The sequence below is a fragment of the Streptomyces changchenzhani genome (genome assembly GCF_039766235.1).
In the GTDB taxonomy this organism is placed as follows: Bacteria; Actinomycetota; Actinomycetes; order Streptomycetales; family Streptomycetaceae; genus Streptomyces.
Window position 1 is genome coordinate 92,224 of sequence record NZ_JBDHNH010000004.1, and the last position, 20,988, is coordinate 113,211.

Here is a 20,988-nt window from a genome sequence, read left to right on the forward strand (position 1 = left end):
GACATGAGCTGAGACGGTCCGGGGGCATCGGGCCCCCCGGACCGTCCGGTGTCACTTGTGGGCGTTCGGGAAGAGGTCCAGGAAGGGGCCCGCGGTGGCGGAGATGCCTCGGCCGAAGGGGGCGTCGAAGTCCCAGATGAGGAAGAGCAGAAAGGCGATGAGGGCGCTGTAGAAGCCCGCCAGGAGGAGTTCGCGCGGGGTGCGGCGGATCTGGAGGGTGAAGATCAGGCCGACCGCGATCGCGGCTCCGATGATGAGCCCGAACCAGACGACGCCCGGCATCGTGGCGGAGGCGCCCTGGCCCCGGGCGCCGCGTGCGTCGTCGGCCTGGGCCACCTGGTCGACCAGGGGCTGGTACGCCTGGCCCTCGTGGTCGGTCTTCGGCTCGTAGTCGGTGACGTCGCGGCGTACCTGCTCAAGGAGCGCGGTCCCGCGCGGGGCGAGGGAGCCGTTGTCGCTCATGTAGTTCCACTCGGTGTCGATGACGTACGTGACGTAGGCATCGACGTCGGCGCGGATACGGTCGCGGACCTCGGGCGGGTAGACCTCGGCCCGGGTGCTGACCTCGTGCAGGGCCTGGGCCTCCTGGCGTACCGATTCCTGGGCGGCGCTGCGGCCCTCCCAGACGCCGGCGATGGCGAGGCCCAGGACGATCGCGTAGATCACGCCGATCATCATCGCCATGTACTCGATGACGTCCGGGGTCTCGGACGGGTCGTCGTCATCGCCCACGCGGCGGTGGTTGATGACGGTGATGGTGAGGACGACCGCGCAGGCGGACGCCATTGCAATGCTCAGAACAAGCCATTCCGACACGGGATCCTCCGTCGGCTAGCGGGAGCGGGGGCGCAGCACGGCTGCGGCGAATACGGCGGGGGCGGTGACCAGCAGGGTGAGGGACACCAGGGACGGGCCGCCCTGGGGTTCCTCGCGGGTGGCCCGCCGGTAGGTGGGGAGAGCGACCGCTGTGCCCTTCGGCCCGGGGTGGGCCACCGGGGGCCGTGAGGGGGGCGGGGGCGATGCCGGGGGTGGCGGCGGTGGTGGAGGCGGCGGAGTGAAGGTGCGAGCCGGCGGCGGGGGTGGTGGGGGAGTCGGTGGCGCCGGGGGCGCGGGCCGTGCTCGCTCAGGCGGCGGCGGCGGAAGAGGTGGCGGGGGCGGCGTCGGAGGGAGCGGTGGTGGTGGAGGTGGCGGGGGCGGCGGCTCCGGGGGCGGTAGTGGTTCGGGTTTCGGGCCCGCCGTGCAGTCCGCGCCTCCGGCGGTGGCGACTGCCGAGTCCGCCACTTCCCCGTTGGAGATCGAGGCGTACGCACAGGCGTCGGCTGTCGCCGGCACCGGGCCCAGCAGCAGCCAGAGCAGAGTGGAGGCCGCCAGTAGGCGGCCGAGTGGCGGAGAGTACACGGTGGGGATCATGACCCGGGGGTGTCCGGCGGCGCCCGTGACTGCCTCTGATTCCCCTGAATGAGTGGGACTTCGACCCGTTTGCGGTTGAGACGTTGACGCCGGTCGACAGGGGGCGGGGGAAATTTCTTCGGCCGCATTGAACACGGGCGCACCTCCCGCCCGTACCTAGGGCCATGAGCGACGCACTACGGCGTCGACATCATCCTTCGGTACACAGGAGTTGACATGAAGACCTGGCGGAACGCCTCGCTCGCGGTGACGGCGGCGGCTGTGATGGCGCTGACGACGGCGTGCGGTCAGGACAGCGGCTCCCAGTCCCCCAACGGCCAGTCCGTGGGCGCTGCCAACCCCGCGGAGCAGCCCGCGGACAACGGCTACGGTTCGGCAGACAAGGGATACGGCGACGAAGCCGCCGCCCAGGCCGCCCCCAAGGCCGCGGGGCAACTCGCGGTCTGGGACAGCAAGAAGCTCGGCAAAGTCGTGACGGACAGCGCGGGATTCACCCTCTACCGGTTCGACAAGGACACCGCCGAACCGCCCAAGTCGAATTGCGACGGTGACTGTGCGAATGCCTGGCCCGTCGTGCCGGCGAGCGGCGCCACCGCCGCCCCCGGCACCGACTCCTCAATGGTCGGCGAGGTCGAAAGGGCCGACGGCAGCAAGCAACTGACGCTCGGCGGCTGGCCGATGTACCGCTACGCCAAGGACACCAAGGCCGGCGACGCCAAGGGCCAGGGCGTGGGTGGCACCTGGTTCGCCTCGGCGGCCGACGGCAAGAAGGCCGCTCCGGGCGGCGCCGAGGAGGAAGGCGCGGGTGCCGAGGCCGGCGCTCCTGCCGACCTCGCCGGGATGTCCGTACGCAAGGACGCCAAGCTCGGCGATGTGGTGGTCGACTCCAACGGCATGACGGTCTACCGCTTCAACAAGGACTCCGCCTGGCCCATGAAGACCGCCTGCACCGGCGCCTGCCTGGAGAAGTGGCCGGCGGTCCCGCCGGTCGAGAAGAACGACACCGAGGGCATCCTGAAGAAGGGCTTCGTCGTCTTCGACCGCCCCGACGGCATCAAGCAGCAGACGATCGACTGCTGGCCCGTCTACACCTTCTCGGGTGACGCGAAGCCGGGTGACACCAACGGACAGGGTGTCGGCGGTACCTGGTACGCGGTTTCGCCCGAGGGCAAGATGGTGGGAGCGACCAAGTAGTACGCAGCATCAGCGGCGTCCCCACGCTGCGGCGCTCCGGCCCGGCCGGCCCGTCCTCTCCGCCTCGTGCGGGAGGGACGGGCCGTTCGTATGCGTCATACCTTATTGAGTGGCACATTCCTCAGGCGTGTGACCGAGAACGGACGCCCAATTTCCGTTTTTGCTCGCTCTGTTGCCAGTGGGTCAGTAGCCTCTGCTCGAACACCGGTCTTGGTCAGGACCGCACGTCCCGTGGCGATGAGTTGGAGACATTGATGGAGCGTCCCGCCTGGGCCCCGCAGGGCATCGACATCTCGGTGCCGAGTGTGTCCCGTATTTACGACTACTACCTGGGCGGTTCGCACAACTTCGAGGTCGACAGGGAAGCAGCCCGCAGGGCCATGGAGTTCATGCCGGGACTCCCCAAGATCATGCAGGCGAACCGGGCCTTCATGCGCCGGGCCGTGCGCTTCGCCGCGGATCAGGGAATCACCCAGTTCCTGGACATCGGATCGGGCATCCCCACCTTCGGGAACGTCCATGAGGTCGCGCAGGCCGCCAGCCCCGAGGCCAAAGTGGCGTACGTCGACCACGATTCGGTGGCTGTCGCCCACAGCGAGGCCGTGCTCGCGGGCAACGACCGGGCCGTCATAGCCGCGGCCGACCTGCGCAAGCCGCAGGAGATCCTCGACAACCCGGAGATAACCAGGCTCCTCGACCTGGACCGGCCGGTGGCGCTGCTGCTCGTCGCCGTACTCCACTTCATCGAGGACGCCGACGAACCGCACGCCGCCGTCGCCACCCTGCGCGAAGCCCTCGCGCCCGGCAGCATCGTGATCCTTACTCACGCCTCGTTCGAGGGGATCCCGCTGACGGAGGAACGGGCGGGCGGCACGGTCGAGGTCTACAAGGACATCAAGAACCCGCTGGTCATGCGCCCGCGTGAAGCGGTCTCGCGGTTCTTCGACGGATTCGAGATGGTCGAGCCCGGCCTGGTGTCGATGCCGCACTGGCGGCCGGAGGCGCCCGTAGCCCAGGAGGATCCATTCGCCTTCTCGGGCTTCGCAGGGGTGGGGCGCAAGGCGTGAACGTGCCATCGCGGGCACCGAGGTCCGGTTCCGCACGGAGCGCCGGGCGGACAGCCACGGCCACCGACTCGGCGACGAGCAGCATCGAGGACAGACTCGGGCGGTTCGCAACGATCTGGAGCCGCGCCATCTTCCCCGCCACCGCCACCTCCCTCACCCGCCCGGAGTTCGAGCAGCGACTGCTGCCGCTCGCCCACCGCCTGGGCGAGGCACTGCACCGGCGGCCCTTCGACCCGGCTCCCGGGCACGAGGTCGGCGTGGCCCTGATCGCCGCGCACTGCACCGACCCGGACGCCCTCGTCCGTACGCTCGGAGTCGTCGACTCGTACCTGGTGCTGTACTGCGCGGCCGAGGAGGACACTCCCGCCGACGCCGAGGAGAACCGGGCGCACTGCGCCCGGCTCCAGCACGCGATGGCCGCCGGCTTCGCGCAGGCGCTGCGCGAACGCACCCTCGTCGAGCAGGAGGCCATCGCCCGCTCCGCGCTCACGGCACGATCCGATGCGCAGAAGGCCCTGCACACCACCGAGGCCCGCTTCCGCGCGGTCTTCGAGGGCGCCGCCATCGGCATCGGCATCGCCGATCTCGACGGCAATGTGCTGGAGGTCAACGAAGCGCTCACCCAGATGTTCGGCGGGCTCGACCAGTACACGCGCGGCAAGAAGGTGAGCGAGTGGGTCCACCCCGAGGACAGCCCCCATGTGTGGCGGCTGTACGCGGAGTTGGTGCGGGGCGAGCGGGAAAGCTACCGCACCGAGAAGCCGTACTACCGCAATGACGGCACCGTCGTGTGGACCAATCTGACGGTCTCGTTGCTGCGCGACACGGAGGGCAATCCGCAGTATCAGCTGGCCCTCATGGAGGACACCACCGAGCGCAGGCTGTTCAATCTGCGGCTGCGCTACGAAGCCACCCACGACGCTCTGACCGGGCTGCCCAACCGCACGCTGTTCTTCGAGCGCCTGGAGAAGGCGCTCTCAGCGGGCGACGGTATGCGCTTCGGCCTGTGCTACCTCGACCTCGACGGCTTCAAGGCGATCAACGACAGCCTCGGCCACTCCGTCGGTGACCGTCTTCTGGTGGAGGTCGCCGACCGGCTGGAGAGCTGCGCGACCGCGCCGGGCGAGATGGTCGCCCGGCTCGGCGGCGACGAGTTCGTGGCGCTGACCACCGGGCCCAACACCCGCCAGGAGGTGGACGAGCTCGCCGCGCGCATCCTGTCCGCGCTGTCCTCGCCGATCAGCCTGGACGGCAAGGACCTGACGGTGCGCGGCAGTATCGGCATCGTCGAGGGTCCGGCGGGCGAGCGCGGACCCGCCGAGGTGCTGCGCAGCGCCGACATCACCATGTACCGGGCCAAGTCGGCGGGTGGTAATCGCTGCGAGCTCGCCGACCCGGAGTCGGACGCCCGCGCCATCACCAGGCACGGGCTCACCAACGCCCTGCCTGCGGCGCTGGCGCGCGGCGAGTTCTTCATCGAGTACCAGCCGCTGGTGCATCTGGGCGACGGCAGTGTGCACGGCGCCGAGGCCTTGGTGCGCTGGTGCCATCCGCAGCACGGAGTGCTCGGGCCCGACCACTTCATACCGCTGGCCGAGCACACCGGGCTGATCGTGCCGCTGGGCCGCTGGGTGCTCGAAGAGTCCGTACGCCAGGCGAGGTTCTGGCAGGAGAGGCACGCGGACGGCGGCCCGCTGCGGATCAATGTCAACCTCTCGCCGACCCAGCTCTACCACCCGGGCCTGGTCGCCGAAACGGTCAACGTGCTGGAGAAGGCGGGGCTCGAACCGGGCGCGCTGTGCCTGGAGGTCACCGAGTCGGCGCTGATCGGCGCGGACGACGATCTGCTCAAGCCGCTGCGCCAGCTCGCCGAGATGGGGGTGGACATCGCCCTCGACGACTTCGGCACCGGCTACTCCAACCTCGCGAATCTGCGCCGGCTGCCGGTGAGCGTCCTCAAGCTGGACCGTTCCTTCACCCAGTCCATGCAGCGCCACCCGGCGGACCCCGTCGACCTGCTCATCGTCGAGGGGATCGTCTCGCTCGCGCACAGCCTCAAGCTGTCCGTGACGGTGGAGGGAGTGGAGACGGGTGCGCAGGCCGCGCAGCTGCGCGAGCTGGGCTGTGACACCGCCCAGGGCTGGTACTACGCCAGGCCGGGCGCGCCGGACCGGATTCACTCCCTGCTGCTGGCCGACACGGTCTGAGGAGCAGAGCCTGCAGGAGCCGCGTGGGAAGCGAGGAGCACCCTCTGCAGCTCGCGTGCCGCGCGCGGCGGAGCCACGTCGCTGCGGTGCGCGAGGGCGATCGTACGGCTGAGGCCCGGCCGGGCCAGGGGCGTGACCCGCAGGTCGCGCCCCGCACGGGCGGCCACCATGCGCGGTACGACCGCGAGGCCCAGGCCCGCCCGGACGAAGCCGAGGACGGCGTCCATCTCGCCACCCTCCACCGTGAAGGTTGGCTCGAAGCCCTCGGCCCGGCAGGCCGCCACGGTCAGCTCCCGCAGGTCGTAGCCGTGCCGGAACATCACCATCGGCGCGCCCTGCAGCTCGGCGATGCGCACCGACCTGCCGCGACCCGGGCGCGGGGCCGAGGCCGCCGAGACCACCACCAGGTCCTCGTGCAGCAGCTCGACGGTGGTCAGCGCGGGGGAGGGGCTGGGCAGCGGCAGCACCACCAGGGCCAGATCGAGGCCGCCGCGGGCCAGCTCCCGTACGAGATCGTGCGAGCCGCCCTCCTCAATGAGCAGCTGGATGCCCGGATGCAGATCGTGGAAGGTGCGCAGGACGTCCGGCAGCAGCCCGGTGCACACGCTCGGTGTCGCACCCAGGCGGACCCGGCCGCGGCGCAGCTGCGCCAGCTCCTGCACCTCGTGGCGGGCGGTGTCGGCGTCGGCGAGGATGCGGCGGGCCAGTGGCAGCAGTGCCTCGCCCGCCTCGGTGAGGGCGATATTGCCGCGGGCCCTGGTGAACAGATCGGCGCCCAACTCCTTCTCCAGGGAACGGATCTGCTGCGAGAGGGAGGGCTGGGCGACATGCACCTCCTCGGCGGCCCGGGTGAAGTGCAGGGTCTCGGCGACGGCCACGAAGTAGCGGAGCTGCTGGAACTGCATACCCACCACGATAGACCTCACGATAGGGCATGGCTATCGACATGAGCTGGACCATGTCTTGGACCAATGGGGTCGTTCGGCCCTAGCGTCGTGACCATGGCACTGGCTACGCGGACGGATCGAAGGCCGTCCCTCACGCGCTCGCTCTGGGCATCGACCGTCGGCAAGAAGACGGTGATGGCCGTGAGCGGTCTGATCATGCTCATGTACCTGGTGGCCCATATGGCGGGCAATCTCAAGATCTTCTTCGGCGCGGGGGAGTTCAACGGCTACGCCCACTGGCTGCGGACCCTCGGGGCGCCCGTCCTGCACTACGAGTGGGGGCTGTGGGTCGTGCGCGTGGTGCTGCTCGCCGCGGTGGTGCTGCACGGTGTGGCCGCGTACCAGCTCAGCAGGCGCGACCTCGGGGCGCGGCCCAGCAAGTACGTGCACAAGCGGCGCCGCGCGAGCTATGCGACGCACACCATGCGGTGGGGCGGGATCATCCTCGCCCTGTTCATCGTCTGGCACCTGCTCGACCTGACCACGCTCACCGTGAACGAGAACGCGCAGCACGGCCGGCCGTACGAGAACGTCGTCGCGACCTTCTCCACCTGGTACGGCAACGTCATCTACATCGTCGCGATGCTGGCCGTCGGACTGCACATCCAGCACGGGTTCTGGAGCGCGGCGCAGACGCTGGGCGTGGGCAGCGCGGCCCGCGAGCGGAGCCTCAAGATCACGGCGAACGTCCTCGCGCTGGTGCTGACCGCCGGATTCATCTCCGTGCCGGTCGCCGTCATGACTGGAGTGGTGAACTGACATGAGCGAGTACGCCGACTACACGACCGGCGAGCCGATCGCCGACACCAAGGCGCCGGCCGGACCCGTCGCCGAGCGCTGGGACACCCGCCGCTTCGAGGCCAAGCTGGTCAACCCGGCCAACCGCCGCAAGCACACCGTCATCGTCGTCGGAACCGGCCTGGCGGGCGGCGCCGCCGGCGCCACCCTCGCCGAACAGGGCTACCACGTCGTGCAGTTCTGCTACCAGGACTCGCCGCGCCGCGCCCACTCCATCGCCGCGCAGGGCGGCATCAACGCCGCCAAGAACTACCGCAACGACGGCGACTCGATCCACCGGCTCTTCTACGACACCGTCAAGGGCGGCGACTTCCGGGCCAGGGAGTCCAATGTGCACCGGCTCGCCCAGATCTCCGTCGAGATCATCGACCAGTGCGTGGCCCAGGGCGTGCCCTTCGCCCGCGAGTACGGCGGACTCCTCGACACCCGCTCCTTCGGCGGCGTCCAGGTCTCCCGCACCTTCTACGCCCGTGGCCAGACCGGCCAGCAACTGCTGCTCGGCGCCTACCAGGCACTGTCGCGGCAGATCGCCGCCGGGAGTGTCGAGATGCACGCACGCACCGAGATGCTCGACCTGATCGTCGTGGACGGCCGCGCCCGCGGCATCGTCGCCCGTGACCTGGTCACCGGCCGCATCGACACCCATTTCGCGGACGCGGTGGTGCTCGCCAGCGGCGGTTACGGCAATGTCTTCTATCTGTCGACCAATGCGAAGAACTCCAACGCGACGGCGATCTGGCGGGCGCACCGGCGCGGCGCGCACTTCGCCAACCCCTGCTTCACCCAGATCCACCCCACCTGCATCCCGCGCTCCGGGGAACACCAGTCGAAGCTCACCCTGATGAGCGAGTCGCTGCGCAACGACGGCCGGATCTGGGTCCCGAAGGCGCACGGCGACACCCGTACGGCGGCCGATATCCCCGAGGACGAGCGCGACTACTACCTGGAGCGGATCTACCCGTCCTACGGCAACCTCGTGCCGCGCGACATCGCCTCGCGCGCCGCGAAGAACGTCTGCGACGAGGGACGAGGTGTGGGCCCCGGCGGGCAGGGTGTCTACCTCGACTTCGCCGACGCGATCGGCCGCCTGGGCCGGCAGGCCGTTGATGAGAAGTACGGCAACCTCTTCGAGATGTACGAGCGGATCACCGCCGAGGACCCGTACGAGGTGCCCATGCGCATCTACCCGGCGATCCACTACACGATGGGCGGACTGTGGGTCGACTACGACCTGCAGACCACCGTGCCCGGCCTGTTCGCGATCGGCGAGGCCAACTTCTCCGACCACGGAGCGAACCGTCTTGGCGCGTCCGCGCTCATGCAGGGCCTCGCCGACGGCTACTTCGTGCTGCCGTCCACCATCAACGACTACCTGGCCCGCAACCCGCACCACGAGGAGATCGACGCGAGCCACCCCGACGCGGTCCGCGCGGTCGCCGAGACCACCGACCGCCTGGAGCGGCTGCTGGCCGTCGACGGCGACCGCACCCCCGACTTCTTCCACAAGGAGATCGGTGAACTCCTGTGGGAGCACTGCGGGATGGCCCGCAACGAGGCGGGCCTGCGCAAGGTACTCGGCCGGATCCCGGAGATCCGCGAGGAGTTCTGGCGCCGGATCAAGGTGCCGGGCACCGGCGAGGAGTTCAACCAGTCCCTGGAGAAGGCCAACCGCGTCGTCGACTACCTGGAACTGGCCGAGCTGCTCTGCCTCGACGCCCTGCACCGCACCGAGTCCTGCGGCGGCCACTTCCGCGACGAGAGCCGTACCGAGGGCGGCGAGGCGGCCCGCAAGGACGAGGAGTTCTCGTACGCCGCCGCCTGGGAGTTCACCGGTACGGGCACCGCGCCCGTCCTGCACAGGGAAGCCCTGGAATTCGCCTACGTCCACCCCACCCAGCGGAGTTACGCATGAGGCTCACCCTGCGCGTCTGGCGCCAGCGCAACGCCGACGCCACCGGCGCCATGGTCACGTACGACATCGACGGCATCTCCGAGGACATGTCGTTCCTGGAGATGCTCGACACCCTCAACGAGGACCTGATCCTCAAGGGCGACGAGCCCGTCGCCTTCGACCACGACTGCCGTGAGGGCATCTGCGGGGCCTGTGGCGTCGTCATCAACGGCGACGCGCACGGCCCCGAACGCACCACCACCTGCCAGCTGCACATGCGGCACTTCAACGACGGTGACACCGTCGATGTCGAGCCGTGGCGCGCCGGGGCGTTCCCGGTGGTGAAGGACCTGGTGGTGGACCGGTCCGCGTTCGACAGGATCATCGGAGCCGGCGGCTACATCAGCGTCCCCACCGGCGCCGCCCCCGACGCACACGCCACCCCGGTCCCCAAGGCCGACGCGGACTTCGCCTTCGAGCACGCCGAGTGCATCGGCTGCGGCGCTTGTGTCGCGGCCTGCCCGAACGGCTCCGCGATGCTGTTCACCTCCGCGAAGATCAACCACCTCAATGTGCTGCCGCAGGGTGCGCCCGAGCGCGAGACGCGGGTCCTGGACATGGTTGCGAGCATGGACGACGAAGGGTTCGGCGGCTGCACCCTGGCCGGCGAATGCGCCACCGCCTGCCCCAAGGGTATTCCGTTGCCGTCCATCGCCGCGATGAACAAGGAGTGGCTGCGGGCGACCATGAAGTCCCGGCGCTGACCGGCCTTCGGGACGACGGGGATTGCGCCGTACGCCGCCCTGTGCGGGAGACAGGGTGAACACGACGAGCGCGTCACGGGTGGTGTCGACGTCGACATGGAGGAGGCATGGGGGACAAACGCCCCGATTCCAGGCGGCTACGCACCCGGGTGCGGGAGCCCCACCAGGGCGGCCAGCCGCCGGTAGGAGTCGAGCAGGGCGTCGCGCTCGTACGTACTGTTCGCGACCAGATACTCGTCGGCGCCGCTGCGGCCGAGCAGCTTCTCCAGACCGTCCGCGACCTCGTCCGCGGTGCCGTGCAGATGGCCGCGCCCGGCCTCATCGAAGAGCTCCCACTCGCGGTCGTTCATCGGCAGGGCGAGGATCTTGTCGACGGGCGCGAGCGGCGGGAACGCGCCGCGGGTGCGGGAGTACGCCGATGCCCACGCCTCGGGCACCAGCAGCCGCTCGGCCTCCTCGGTGGTTTCCGCGACGGTGACCGAGCCCGAGATCACGACGTACGGCCGCTCACCCCAGGCGGACGGCCGGAACGCATCGCGGTAGCCGTCGATGGCCCGCAGCATCTCCTCGTCGCCGCGCGCCGCGGCGATCACCAGCGGCAGCCCGGCCGCCGCCGCGACCTGCGCCCCGGCGCCGGTGGCCAGCACGAACGCGGGCGGCAGCAGGCCCTCGGCGGGATGGGCGTGGACCTGCGGGTGTGCGCTCTGGTCGCCGGTGAAATAGCCGAGCAGCTCCGTGAGCTGCGAGGCGAAGTCGCCGGCGGCCTCCTTGTCGCGGCCCAGCGCCCTGCGTATCCCGTCGGTGAACCCCACCGAGCGGCCCAGACCCATGTCGATCCGGCCCGGGAAGAGCGACTCCAGCACCCCGAACTGCTCCGCCACGACCAGGGGTTGGTGGTTGGGGAGCATCACGCCGCCGGTACCCACCCGGATCGTGGACGTCGCCGCGGCGACGGCGGCGGCGAGCACGGTGGGCGCGGAGCCCGCCACGCCGGGCACGCTGTGGTGCTCCGACACCCAGAAGCGGTGATAGCCCAGGCCCTCGATCCGCCGGGCGAGCTCCACGGTGTCCCGCAGCGCCTGCGGGCCGTCGTACCCCTCACGGGTACGGGAACGGTCGAGTACGGAAAACCGGGTCTGCGCGATCACTGAGCTCACACCTGGTCCAACGCGTTTCGCGCCGCAGGATTCCCGGAGCGCGCGTCCGGGGCGGGGCCGGGACTGTCCTGTACGCGGATTAGGGTGGCCGGGTGAAGCTGAGCAGCAGGCCCCTGGCCGTATTCGACCTGGACGGAACACTCGCGGACACGGCGCACCGCCAGCGCTTCCTGGACCGCAAGCCGCGCGACTGGGACGGCTTCTTCGGCGCCGCCTCCGAGGATCCGCCGCTGCCCGAGGGGGTGCGGATGGCCCTGGACAGCGCCGAGGAGTGCGAGGTCGTCTACCTCACGGGCCGCCCCGAGCGGTGCCGCCGCGACACCCTCGCCTGGCTCGGCGAGCAGGGGCTGCCCAAGGGGCGGATCTGGATGCGCCGCGACAACGACCGGCGGCCCGCCCGGCAAACCAAGCTGGAGGTTCTCAAGCGGCTGGCCCGCGACCGGGAGATCCGGGTGCTCGTCGACGACGACGAACTGGTCTGCGACGCCGCACGACAGGCGGGCTTCACGGTCGTGCGCGCCCAGTGGGGCGCCGCGTCGGCGGCCCTCAAGGACGCGCAGGAGCGTGAGGGGCGTACCTGATCAGGGGCGTTCCCGATCGCAGGGCGCACCCGATCGGCAGTTGTCGAGCTTTCGCTGTCAGGCGTCGGTGCCCTCGCCCGCGTCGTCGCCCGCCTCCAGGCGGAAGCCGACCTTCAGGCCCACCTGGTAGTGCTCGATCTCGCCGTCCACGATATGGCCGCGGACCTGCGTCACTTCGAACCAGTCAAGATTGCGCACGGTCTGCGACGCCCGGCCGATGCCGTTGCGAATGGCCTGGTCGACGCCCTCGTGCGAGGTGCCGACGATCTCCGTGACCCGGTAGGTGTGGTCGGTCATGCGGCTCTCCCTCTGCTTCTGCTGCTCCTGCCCCGAGGGGCCCTTCCGCCGATGCTCGTACCCACCGTGCCCCACCCGCTGCCTGTGCGCGAGATGGGGAACCGGTGGGAAAAGGGTGGTTCCCTGCCGGAGGTCCTGACCGGCGGCGACCCGGCGCGGGCCGCGAGGGCCGGCATCCGAGGAGATCACCCGGATGCCGGCCGCCCGTTGACCCGTACCTCTAGGAGGCCATTGCGAGCGAGAGCGCGAAACGCCCCGCTTCGTCGGTCCACCAATGCCGCAACTCCATTCCCGCCGCCGCGAGTTCGCCGCGTACCCCCTCGCGGCGGAACTTCGCCGAGATCTCCGTGCGGATCTCCTCGCCCGCCTCGAAGGACACCGCGATGTCCAGCTCCGGGATCTTCACGGTGTGCGCCCTGCGGGCCCGCAGCCGCATCTCGACCCACTCGTTCTCGCTGTTCCACACCGCGACATGGTCGAAGTCGGCCGCGTCGAAGTCCGCGCCGAGCTCACGGTCGATGACGGACAGGACGTTCTTGTTGAAGGCCGCGGTCACGCCCTGCCCGTCGTCGTACGCGGCGACGAGCGTGGCCTCGTCCTTCACCAGGTCCGTGCCCATCAGCAGCGCGTCCCCGGGTGACAGGAGGGAGCGTACGGACGCCAGGAACGCCGTGCGCTCGCCGGGCAGCAGATTGCCGATCGTGCCGCCGAGGAAGACCACCAGCCGCGGCCCCGGCGTGCCGGGCAGGGCCAGGCCCCGGGTGAAGTCCGCGATCAGCGCGTGCACGGACAGGGCGGGACGCTCGGTGAGCAGCGACTCGGCGGCCGAGGTCAGCGCGCTCTCGCTCACATCCACCGGCACATAACTGTGCAGCTCGGGCAGCGCGTCCAGCAGGTGCCGGGTCTTCTCCGAGGACCCGGAACCCAGCTCGATCAGGGTGCGCGCACCCGTGGCCGCCGCGATCTCCGGCGCGCGGGCGATCAGGATCTCCCGCTCCGCCCGCGTCGGGTAGTACTCGGGAAGCCGCGTGATCTCCTCGAACAGCTCACTGCCGCGCGCGTCGTAGAACCACTTGGGCTGCAGCTCCTTGGGCGTACGGGTCAGTCCGTGCAGCACGTCGGCGCGCAGATCGGCGTCCGTCGCGTCCTCGGGCAGGGTGCGGGTCAGCAGGAACGGGCTCACGCAGTGGGCTCCTTGAGCGGGGTCAGCAGGACATCGGTGCGGGTGGCGGCGAGGAGGTGGTGGTCGGGGACCTCCACCCAGTGCGGATCGTCGTCGTAGGGCTCGGAGGCCACGATGGTGCGGCGGCCGGGCTCGGCGAAGTACCACAGGGTGTCGCCCCAGGTGGTCGCCGCGACCGTCTCGCCGTCGGTGAGCAGCAGGTTCAGCCGCGACCCCGGGGCGGCGGCGGCCAGCTCGACGACGGTGTCGGCCAGGGCCTGCCCCAACTCGTCACCGTCGCGCAGCCGGTGCAGTACGAGCGCCCACACGAGCGCCGAATCGCAGCGCGCCTCCAGGGCCAGCAACTCCTCTGCGGGCAGGGCCGAGGCAAGCGCCGCCGCGGACCCGGGCCAGCCCTTGAGCGCCCCGTTGTGGCTGAACAGCCAGGGTCCGGCGGCGAACGGCGCCGCCGCGGCCTCCCCGTCCGGGCTCGCCTCGGTGGCGTCGCGGACGGCGGCGAGCAGCGCCCCGGAGCGAACGACCCGGGCCAGGTCGGCGAAGGGCGCGTCGGCCCACATGGGCCCCGAGCGCCGGTAGCGGGCCGGCACCGGGTCGCCCTCGGCGTACCAGCCCACGCCGAAGCCGTCCGCGTTGACCGTCCCGTACCGCTGGAGGCGCGGCTCCCACGCCTGGCGGTACAGGCCGTGCACGGGCTTCACCAGGAGGTCGCCCAGCGGCACCTCGGGGCCCAGGCACGCGAAATGACGGCACATCAGATGCCGTCCGCGTCACGTGCCGTACGGAACCCGGAGAAGATCTGGCGGCGCATCGGCAGGTCCCAGTTGCGGAAGGTGCCGCGGCAGGCCACCGGGTCGACGGCGAAGGAACCGCCGCGCAGCACCTTGTGCGCGCTGCCGAAGAAGACCTCGGAGTACTCGGGGTACGGGAAGGCCGTGAAACCGGGGTACGGCAGGAAGTCGCTGGACGTCCACTCCCAGACGTCACCCATCAACTGCCGCACACCCAAGGGGGATTCGCCGTCGGCGTAGGACCCGACCGGGGCCGGCTGGAGGTGGCGCTGGCCGAGGTTGGCGCGTCGGGGATTGGGGTCCGCGTCGCCCCACGGATAGCGCAGCGAGCGCCCCGACACCGGGTCGTAGCGGGCCGCCTTCTCCCACTCGGCCTCCGAAGGCAGCCGCCGCCCCGCCCACTTGGCGTACGCGTCGGCCTCGTACCAGCTCACATGCATGACCGGCTCGTCCTCCGGCACGGGCTCCACGACACCGAAGCGCCTTCGCAGCCACTGCCTGCCCTCGCGGTGCCAGAACAGCGGCGCAGCCAGCCTGTTCGTCCGGACCTGGGCCCAGCCCTCGTCGGTCCACCAGCGCCCTTCGGTGTACGCGCCGTCCTCGATGAAGTGCAGATACGCCCCGTTGCTCACCGGTACCGTGTCGATGTGGAACGCCGGGACGAAGCGGTGGTGCGCGGGCCGCTCGTTGTCGAGCGCCCACGGCTCTGTGGAGGTGCCCATCGTGAACGGGCCGCCGGGGATCAGTACTTCATCCGGCTTGCCCGCAGTCGTCCCGTCCGCCGGGCCCGGCGGACGGGGAGCGGTGAGGGCGGCGGGTCCGCGCCGCAGCTGGTGGGTGATCAGCATGGTCTCGTCGTGCTGCTGCTCGTGCTGCGCGACCATCCCGAACGCGAAGCCGGCGTCCAGCAGCGGGGTGCCCTCCAGCGGGGTGCGCTCCAGGACGTCGAGCACCCGCCCGCGTACGTCCGAGGCGTACCGCCGGGCATCTGCGGGAGCCAGCAGCGGCAGCGAGGGGCGAGCGGCCCGGGGATGCTCGAAGGCGTCGTACACGGAGTCGATCTCGGGGTGCATCGGCTCGCGCCCCGCCACGTTCCGCAGCAGCCACAGCTCTTCCTGATTGCCGATGTGCGCCAGGTCCCAGACCAGCGGCGACATCAACGGCGAGTGCTGGGCGGCCAGTTCGCCGTCGTCGACGCACGAGGTGAGGACTGCGGTGCGCTCGCGGGCCGCGAGCAGCGCATCGACGGCGCGGGCCCGAAGGCCGTCCGGGCCGCCCTGGCCGTCGGATTCCGTGGGGCCGGTGGGGTCGCTCATGTGCGGATGTCCTTCCCGGGAGCGGAGTCGAGCAGATCGTCGGCGGGACATCGACCGCGGACGACGTAGCGCTCGGTGAACTCGGCGACGGCGCACTGCACGGCGGTGGACGCGCCGAGCCGCGGCAGCGCGTCGAGAGCCGCTTCGAAGCAGATCTCGGCGGCGGCCCGCAACTCGGCGTCGGCCAGCCCGTACCTGGCGGCGTTCAGCCACAGCGGATTGCGCGGCGCGGGCATCGACCCGGCCGTCTCCTGCAGTGGCTTCACGGTCCGGTACGCGATCTCCGACGCCTGCGGGTCGTCGAAGAGCGCGGTGGTCACCGCAAGCGGAACGATCCAGCCGCTCTCGCCCGGCTGCGCGTCGATCATCCGCAGCTCAATGTGACCGTGCGGCCGTACCGGCGGAAAGAGTGTGGTCAGGTGGTATTCGAGGTCCTCGCGGGTCGGCGGCCTCGGCGTGCCGGAGCGTATCCAGGAGCGGAACGACAGCCCCTCCGGCACGTCCCAGGGCTTCCCGTTCTCGCCCCGGACGCACATCACCGGAGCGTCCAGCGCATGCTGTGTCCACGCGCGACGCGGCTCCAGATCCGGTGGCGGCGCCAGCGAACGGCCGGGCTCGATCTCCGTCCACAGGGCCTGGCGCGTGGAGCGCCAGCCGGTGCGCCGCCCATGGTGGAACGGAGAATTCGCGAAGGCCGCCAGCAGCACCGCGCCCAGCAGATGAGCGAGCAGCCAGCGCCGCCCGTACCCGAGCGGACCGGGCTCCTCGTGGCCCGCGTCCAGGCAGACCTGCACGGAGGCGGACGAGCACATCATGGCGCGCCCCTCAGGCCCCGCCCGGTCGAGATACGACTCCATCGCGTCGTAGCGGGGCTCGTACAGCAGCCGCTGCGGCGGATGCCAGGGGTCGGTTCCGACGCCGCTGAGGGTGAGATCGCGGGCCCGCAGCTCGGCGCGTACGGCGTCCAGGTCGGCGGCGACCGAGTCGATGCACGCCATCAGTGACGAGGCCGGGAGCGAGCTGAGCTCTACCTGGCCGCCCGGCTCGAAGGTGAGGGGCGAATCCAGCGGCAGTGCCCGCAGAGCGGCATGGGCCGCTTCGATGCGGGCGGGCTCTACGGGGAGCTGGGGGAGATGCAGCTCGTGGACGAGCCATTCGAGTTCGACGCCGACGGCGCGAGGTGGACCCGTCTTGAAACAGATGCCGCGCAGGAACGCCTCGGCCTCTGTCTCCGTGACAGGCGGGTCGCCCTCGCTGAAATCCCCTGTGGGCCCTGTGGGCATGGATTTTTCCTCCTTGTGGGAGAGCGTGCCTGAGCCCGTCCCGGATCCGGGACGGGCACTGCACACCACCTAAGCCACTGCGATCGCCTCGCACAAGAGTGCCCCTCCGGCGGAGAAGCAGCCACTGCAGGAGGGTGTCCGGTGGATCTTCGTGGCGCGGTGGGTCACGCGCGCACATGTGCCCACGGACGGCAACCGCACACCCCCGAGCCGCTCAGCTCCAGCCGTAGCGCTCCCTGAGCCGCTGGACGACCCGGTCGAAGCGAGGCAGGTCCAGGGCGCACGCCTCGCGCCGCATGCCGTCCTCGTGGACCCGCAGCACCCGGTCCACATCGACCCAGGACTCGCGCCTGGCCGCGTCCCAGGGCCCGACGCCGATCGGCACCCACTCGTGGTCCCGGTCGTGCCGCTTGCTGGAGAGCTGCACGGCGAGCAGCGTGCCCGCGGCCTCCCGGGCGACGACGAGCACCGGCCGGTCCTTGCCCCGCCCGTCGTTCTCCTCGTAGGGGACCCAGGTCCAGACGATCTCGCCGGGGTCGGGGTCCCCGTCGCGGTCCGGGGCGTAGCTGGTGCGCACAGGGCCGATGTCGCGGGGTCCGGCCTCGGTCGTCGCGGTGGGACCACCGCGTCCGGGCAGGTCGGCGGAGGAGTCGGCCGGATCATGAAGTGTCGTCATCCGGACGAGGGTAGGGGGTAAACGGCCCAGTCCACGGGGCGGCCCGGCCGGTCGGAGGCCAGGATCGGCCCATGGCACCAAGACTTCTGGGCATTCTTGTCGCGGCCGCGCTGATGGGCACGGCGGTGACGTCTCCGCACGTCTCCGGCGGTGCCCCCCGACCGGCCCCGCGAGCGGAACCCGCTCCCGTCCCGCGTACCGTCTCCGCCTGGCTCCCCTACTGGGACCAGGAGGGCGCCTACCAGGACGCGCTGCGCCACGCCGACCAGCTGCACACCGTCAGCCCCTTCTGGTACCAGGCCGTTTCGGCAGGGCGTGTCGACTCCCATCCGGGCGCGGGGGACAAGCGCGTCATCGACGGGCTGCACCGGGCCCGCATCGCCGTCGTACCGACCGTCATGGAGACCATGAAGCCCGGCGCCCTGGCGGCGATCGTCACCACCCCCGAGCATCGCGCCACCCACATCCGCACGCTCCTGGCCCTTGCGAAGAGCCGCGACTACGACGGTCTCGACCTCGACTACGAGAGCATCGCCGCGACCGGCGACGCGACGTACCAGCAGGTGCGCGACGGCTTCTCGAAGCTGGTCGACGGCCTCTGCGACGGCCTGCACGCGCTGCGCAAGAAATGCGTGATCACGGTCTTCCCCAAGACGGCGACCACCGGCCGGATCTGGGACTACACCGCGCTCGGCCGCGCCACGGACCGGCTGCGCATCATGGCGTACAACCTGCACTGGGCGAGCGGGAAACCGGGCCCGCTGGCCTCTGTGGCCTGGTACGACGAGATGCTGCGCCACGCCGTCGCCGAAGTCCCGCGCGACAAGATCGAGCTGACGCTTCCGGCGTACGGCTGGGACTGGGCGGCCGACGGCACGGGGGGCCGGGCGAAGCATGTGACCTGGAGGGAGGCGGAGGCGCTGCGGCTCAGGACCAAGGCGGCGTACCAGTTCGATCCGGTGTCCAAAACGCCGTACTTCACCTATCTGGACGGCAAGCAGCAGCGCGTGGTCTGGTACCAGGACGCGCGGGGGGTCGCGGCCCATCTGCCGGTGCTGAAGCGGTACGGGATCAAGAACACTGGGCTCTGGGCGCTGAACTTCGAGGATCCGGGGCTCTGGAAGGAACTCGCGCAGCTGAAGGGCTGAGCGGCCGGACGGGCGGGCCGCGCTCTCTCCCGGGGAAGGGGGAACGGCCCGCCCGCCTGCTTCGGCCGGATCCGGCTCGGTCGCCTCCCGCCGGGTCAGACCCAGCCGTCGAGCGACGCCATGAACGCGTCGAAGTCGTCACGGTGGATCGTGTGACCCGCGCCCCGGACCGTACGGACCTCGAACCCGCGCTCCGCCAGCAGCGCGGCCTTCGCCGCGTCGATCAGGAAGCTCGGGTCGGCGAGCTGCACCAGCGAGGGCACCACGGGCTTCGCGGGCAGCAGATCGACGCCGGACAGCGACGCGAGACCGAGCGCCGAGGCCTCGTCCCACATCCGCACCGTCTCCAGCTCGATGTCGATGTCCTCCTCGTCCCAACGCGGGTTCATCGCGGCGATCCGCTCCCGGGGAGCCGTCTTGAACTGCGCGAACACATCGGGACCGAACCCCTCGCCCGGCGCGGCGAGGTGCCACGCCGGGTCGGAGAAGACCGCCCGCTCAGGGCGCAGCCGGTCCACGGCGAGCGACAGGGTGAGGCCGCCCAGGGAGTGGCCGATGGCCAGTTCGGCGCCGGCCGGCACGGTCTCGACGACATCGTCGGCGAAGAGCTCGGGGCTGTACGCGCCCCGCTCGCTGGCGCCGTGGCCGCGCAGGTCGACGGCGACGACCCGGTAGCCCCTGTCGGCGAGGGCCGGACCGACGCGACGCCAGGTGCGGTGGTCCGCCATCATGCCGTGGATCAGGAGCGCGAGGCGGTCGCCCTCGCCCCAGGTGCGGGTGTGGAGCTGCACGGTGAGTGCCTTTCCTGTGGTGTTGGTTGGTGCTTGTTGGTGTCTGGTGCTTGCGGTACGGGAAACGGGGGCGCTGCCGGGTCGGCGGACGGTGCGGGTATCGCCGGTCGCCGCCCGGGTCAGCGGACGGTGCGGATCGGGCGTACGGCCAGTGCGCCCAGTACCGCCAGCGCCGCAGCGACCAGGAAGAGGCTGGTGTAGCCGCCGACGCTCACGACCACCGAGGCGATGAACGGGGCGACGATCTGCGGCCCCGCGTTGGCGATGTTGAGTACGCCCATGTCGCGGGCGGCGTTCTCCGCTTTCGGCAGCACCATCGTCACCAGCGCCGTGTCCACTGCCATGTAGCAGCCGAAGGCCAGGCCGTTGACGGTGGCGAAAGCGAGCATCGCGGTCCAGCTCGTCGACACCGCCGGAATGACCAGCGCGACGGCGGACAGCGCCGCCGACGCGCCCACGAACAGCTTGCGCCGGTCGAACCGGTCCGAGAGGTAGCCGCCGAGGACGGTCGAGACGACCATGGCCACGCTGCTGACCGGCATCAGGATCGCCACCGCCTCCTCGGCCCTCAGCCCGGCGGGCAGCACGGTGTGGTCCTTGATGATGTAGAGCAGGAAACCGTTCACCGCGAAGTAGCCGAGGACCAGCAGCGCGCGGCCGATGAAGGCCCAGCGGAAGTCGTGGGACTTCAGCGCGCCGGCGAACGCGGCCAGCTGCTTGCGGAGCGGCAGGGACTCGCGGGCCGGTATGCGCTGCTCGCGGGTGCAGGTGGTGAACAGGACGGCCGCAGCTGCGACGAGTGCGCCGAAGATGAGGTAGCCCGTGCGGTAGTCGTCGGAGAAGGCCGCGCCGATGAGTGCGCCGAGGGTGCTGCCGAAGGGCAGCCCGAGGCCGACGGCGGCCGAGGCTTTGCCGCGTGCGGTCATCGGGACGCGGTCGGGGACGACCGAGGTGATCGCGGCCTGGTAGACGTTCATCACGGCTTGGCCCACACACCAGGCGATGGTGATCAGCAGGATGGTGTGCACGCTGCCCAGCAGGAACATCGCGGGGACGGCGAGCAGGCCGCCGCCGAGAATCCACGGGTTGCGCCGCCCCGAGCGGTCGGAGAGCGCACCCGCCACCGGGTTGAAGACCGTCGCGAAGATCGCGGAGACACCGGCGACGAGGCCGAGATTGGTCACCTTGTCGGCCGGGTCGACAGCCTCGACCTGAAGGGCGAGCAGTACACCGCCGACCCCGATGTACAGGGCGTACATGGCGGTGTTGCCGACCAGGAGCAGCGGCAGCAGCCCGCGGCCGGGCCGCGGGGAGACGGGGGAGCCGGCATCGGTGGTGCCGGCGCCGGGGGAGGAAAGGGCCACATTGCCCTCCAGGGGAGTGTCTCCGGGGGACAGGAACGGAGACGAGCGAATGGAGTGATCCAGAGGTGGTTACACGTGTCAGTGACGCGTGTAGGCACTGTGTAGCACTCAATTCAGGCCATCCGC

20 protein-coding genes are annotated in these 20,988 nt (G+C 70.7%); 8 read left to right on the top strand and 12 right to left on the bottom strand.

Features of this window, described 5'->3' with window-relative positions:
- Positions 1-51: 51 nt before the first annotated feature.
- Entirely contained in the window at positions 52-816 is a 765-nt protein-coding gene (locus ABCR94_RS14715; protein WP_347119733.1) for a bestrophin-like domain, read from the bottom strand.
- A 15-nt stretch (positions 817-831) separates the two neighbouring features.
- A complete protein-coding gene (locus tag ABCR94_RS14720) occupies positions 832-993 on the bottom strand; it encodes a hypothetical protein (RefSeq protein ID WP_347119734.1) in 162 nt (53 codons plus the stop codon).
- Positions 994-1,626: 633 nt separating this feature from the next.
- Between ABCR94_RS14720 and ABCR94_RS14725 the strand changes: the two genes are divergently transcribed.
- From ABCR94_RS14725 to ABCR94_RS14735, 3 genes are all read left to right on the top strand, one after another.
- Positions 1,627-2,604: an SCO0930 family lipoprotein gene (locus ABCR94_RS14725; protein WP_347119735.1), complete on the top strand. Its 978-nt coding sequence runs from the start codon at positions 1,627-1,629 to the stop codon at positions 2,602-2,604.
- Between the two features lie 254 nt (positions 2,605-2,858).
- Positions 2,859-3,671, top strand: coding sequence for an SAM-dependent methyltransferase (locus tag ABCR94_RS14730; RefSeq protein WP_347119736.1), 813 nt, complete (start codon positions 2,859-2,861; stop codon positions 3,669-3,671).
- A gap of 83 nt (positions 3,672-3,754) precedes the next feature.
- Entirely contained in the window at positions 3,755-5,878 is a 2,124-nt protein-coding gene (locus ABCR94_RS14735) for a putative bifunctional diguanylate cyclase/phosphodiesterase (RefSeq protein ID WP_347120132.1), read from the top strand.
- On the opposite strand, the gene ABCR94_RS14740 is transcribed toward ABCR94_RS14735, so the two are convergent.
- Positions 5,848-6,783: a LysR family transcriptional regulator gene (locus tag ABCR94_RS14740; RefSeq protein ID WP_347119737.1), complete on the bottom strand. Its 936-nt coding sequence runs from the start codon at positions 6,781-6,783 to the stop codon at positions 5,848-5,850. The genes ABCR94_RS14735 and ABCR94_RS14740 overlap by 31 nt on opposite strands.
- Positions 6,784-6,879: 96 nt before the next feature.
- On the opposite strand from ABCR94_RS14740, the gene ABCR94_RS14745 reads away from it, so the two are divergent.
- From ABCR94_RS14745 to ABCR94_RS14755, 3 genes are read left to right on the top strand one after another with little or no spacing between them, the layout of a single operon-like run.
- A complete protein-coding gene (locus ABCR94_RS14745; protein WP_347119738.1) occupies positions 6,880-7,584 on the top strand; it encodes a succinate dehydrogenase in 705 nt (234 codons plus the stop codon).
- A 1-nt stretch (position 7,585) separates the two neighbouring features.
- Entirely contained in the window at positions 7,586-9,535 is a 1,950-nt protein-coding gene (locus ABCR94_RS14750) for a fumarate reductase/succinate dehydrogenase flavoprotein subunit (RefSeq protein WP_347119739.1), read from the top strand.
- Entirely contained in the window at positions 9,532-10,278 is a 747-nt protein-coding gene (locus ABCR94_RS14755; RefSeq protein WP_347119740.1) for a succinate dehydrogenase/fumarate reductase iron-sulfur subunit, read from the top strand. Before ABCR94_RS14750 ends, ABCR94_RS14755 begins: the two co-directional genes overlap by 4 nt.
- Before the next feature lie 137 nt (positions 10,279-10,415).
- On the opposite strand, the gene ABCR94_RS14760 is transcribed toward ABCR94_RS14755, so the two are convergent.
- Positions 10,416-11,435 carry an MsnO8 family LLM class oxidoreductase gene (locus ABCR94_RS14760; protein WP_347119741.1) on the bottom strand — a complete coding sequence of 340 codons (1,020 nt, stop codon included), beginning with the start codon at positions 11,433-11,435 and terminating at the stop codon, positions 10,416-10,418.
- Positions 11,436-11,527: 92 nt separating this feature from the next.
- Between ABCR94_RS14760 and ABCR94_RS14765 the strand changes: the two genes are divergently transcribed.
- On the top strand, positions 11,528-12,016 hold the full coding sequence (locus ABCR94_RS14765) for a phosphatase domain-containing protein (protein WP_347119742.1): 489 nt from the start codon (positions 11,528-11,530) through the stop codon (positions 12,014-12,016).
- Between the two features lie 57 nt (positions 12,017-12,073).
- Here ABCR94_RS14765 and ABCR94_RS14770 read toward each other — a convergent pair whose 3' ends face one another.
- The 6 genes from ABCR94_RS14770 to ABCR94_RS14795 all read right to left on the bottom strand — a co-directional run bounded on the left by ABCR94_RS14770 (position 12,074) and on the right by ABCR94_RS14795 (position 17,559).
- On the bottom strand, positions 12,074-12,313 hold the full coding sequence (locus tag ABCR94_RS14770; protein ID WP_283517665.1) for a dodecin: 240 nt from the start codon (positions 12,311-12,313) through the stop codon (positions 12,074-12,076).
- Positions 12,314-12,533: 220 nt separating this feature from the next.
- A complete protein-coding gene (gene egtD, locus ABCR94_RS14775; RefSeq protein WP_347119743.1) occupies positions 12,534-13,496 on the bottom strand; it encodes an L-histidine N(alpha)-methyltransferase in 963 nt (320 codons plus the stop codon).
- Entirely contained in the window at positions 13,493-14,248 is a 756-nt protein-coding gene (egtC, locus tag ABCR94_RS14780) for an ergothioneine biosynthesis protein EgtC (RefSeq protein ID WP_347119744.1), read from the bottom strand. The genes egtD and egtC overlap by 4 nt, the downstream gene beginning before the upstream one ends.
- Positions 14,248-15,600, bottom strand: coding sequence for an ergothioneine biosynthesis protein EgtB (gene egtB / locus ABCR94_RS14785; protein ID WP_347119745.1), 1,353 nt, complete (start codon positions 15,598-15,600; stop codon positions 14,248-14,250). The genes egtC and egtB overlap by 1 nt, the downstream gene beginning before the upstream one ends.
- Positions 15,597-16,883: an ergothioneine biosynthesis glutamate--cysteine ligase EgtA gene (gene egtA, locus ABCR94_RS14790; protein WP_347119746.1), complete on the bottom strand. Its 1,287-nt coding sequence runs from the start codon at positions 16,881-16,883 to the stop codon at positions 15,597-15,599. The genes egtB and egtA overlap by 4 nt, the downstream gene beginning before the upstream one ends.
- Before the next feature lie 214 nt (positions 16,884-17,097).
- On the bottom strand, positions 17,098-17,559 hold the full coding sequence (locus ABCR94_RS14795; protein ID WP_347119747.1) for a type II toxin-antitoxin system PemK/MazF family toxin: 462 nt from the start codon (positions 17,557-17,559) through the stop codon (positions 17,098-17,100).
- A gap of 71 nt (positions 17,560-17,630) precedes the next feature.
- Between ABCR94_RS14795 and ABCR94_RS14800 the strand changes: the two genes are divergently transcribed.
- Entirely contained in the window at positions 17,631-18,707 is a 1,077-nt protein-coding gene (locus tag ABCR94_RS14800; protein WP_347119748.1) for a glycosyl hydrolase family 18 protein, read from the top strand.
- Between the two features lie 95 nt (positions 18,708-18,802).
- Here ABCR94_RS14800 and ABCR94_RS14805 read toward each other — a convergent pair whose 3' ends face one another.
- Complete coding sequence (locus ABCR94_RS14805; RefSeq protein ID WP_347119749.1) at positions 18,803-19,498, bottom strand: alpha/beta fold hydrolase; 696 nt, start codon at positions 19,496-19,498, stop codon at positions 18,803-18,805.
- Positions 19,499-19,617: 119 nt separating this feature from the next.
- Complete coding sequence (locus tag ABCR94_RS14810) at positions 19,618-20,862, bottom strand: MFS transporter (RefSeq protein ID WP_347119750.1); 1,245 nt, start codon at positions 20,860-20,862, stop codon at positions 19,618-19,620.
- Between the last annotated feature and the right edge of the window lie 126 nt (positions 20,863-20,988).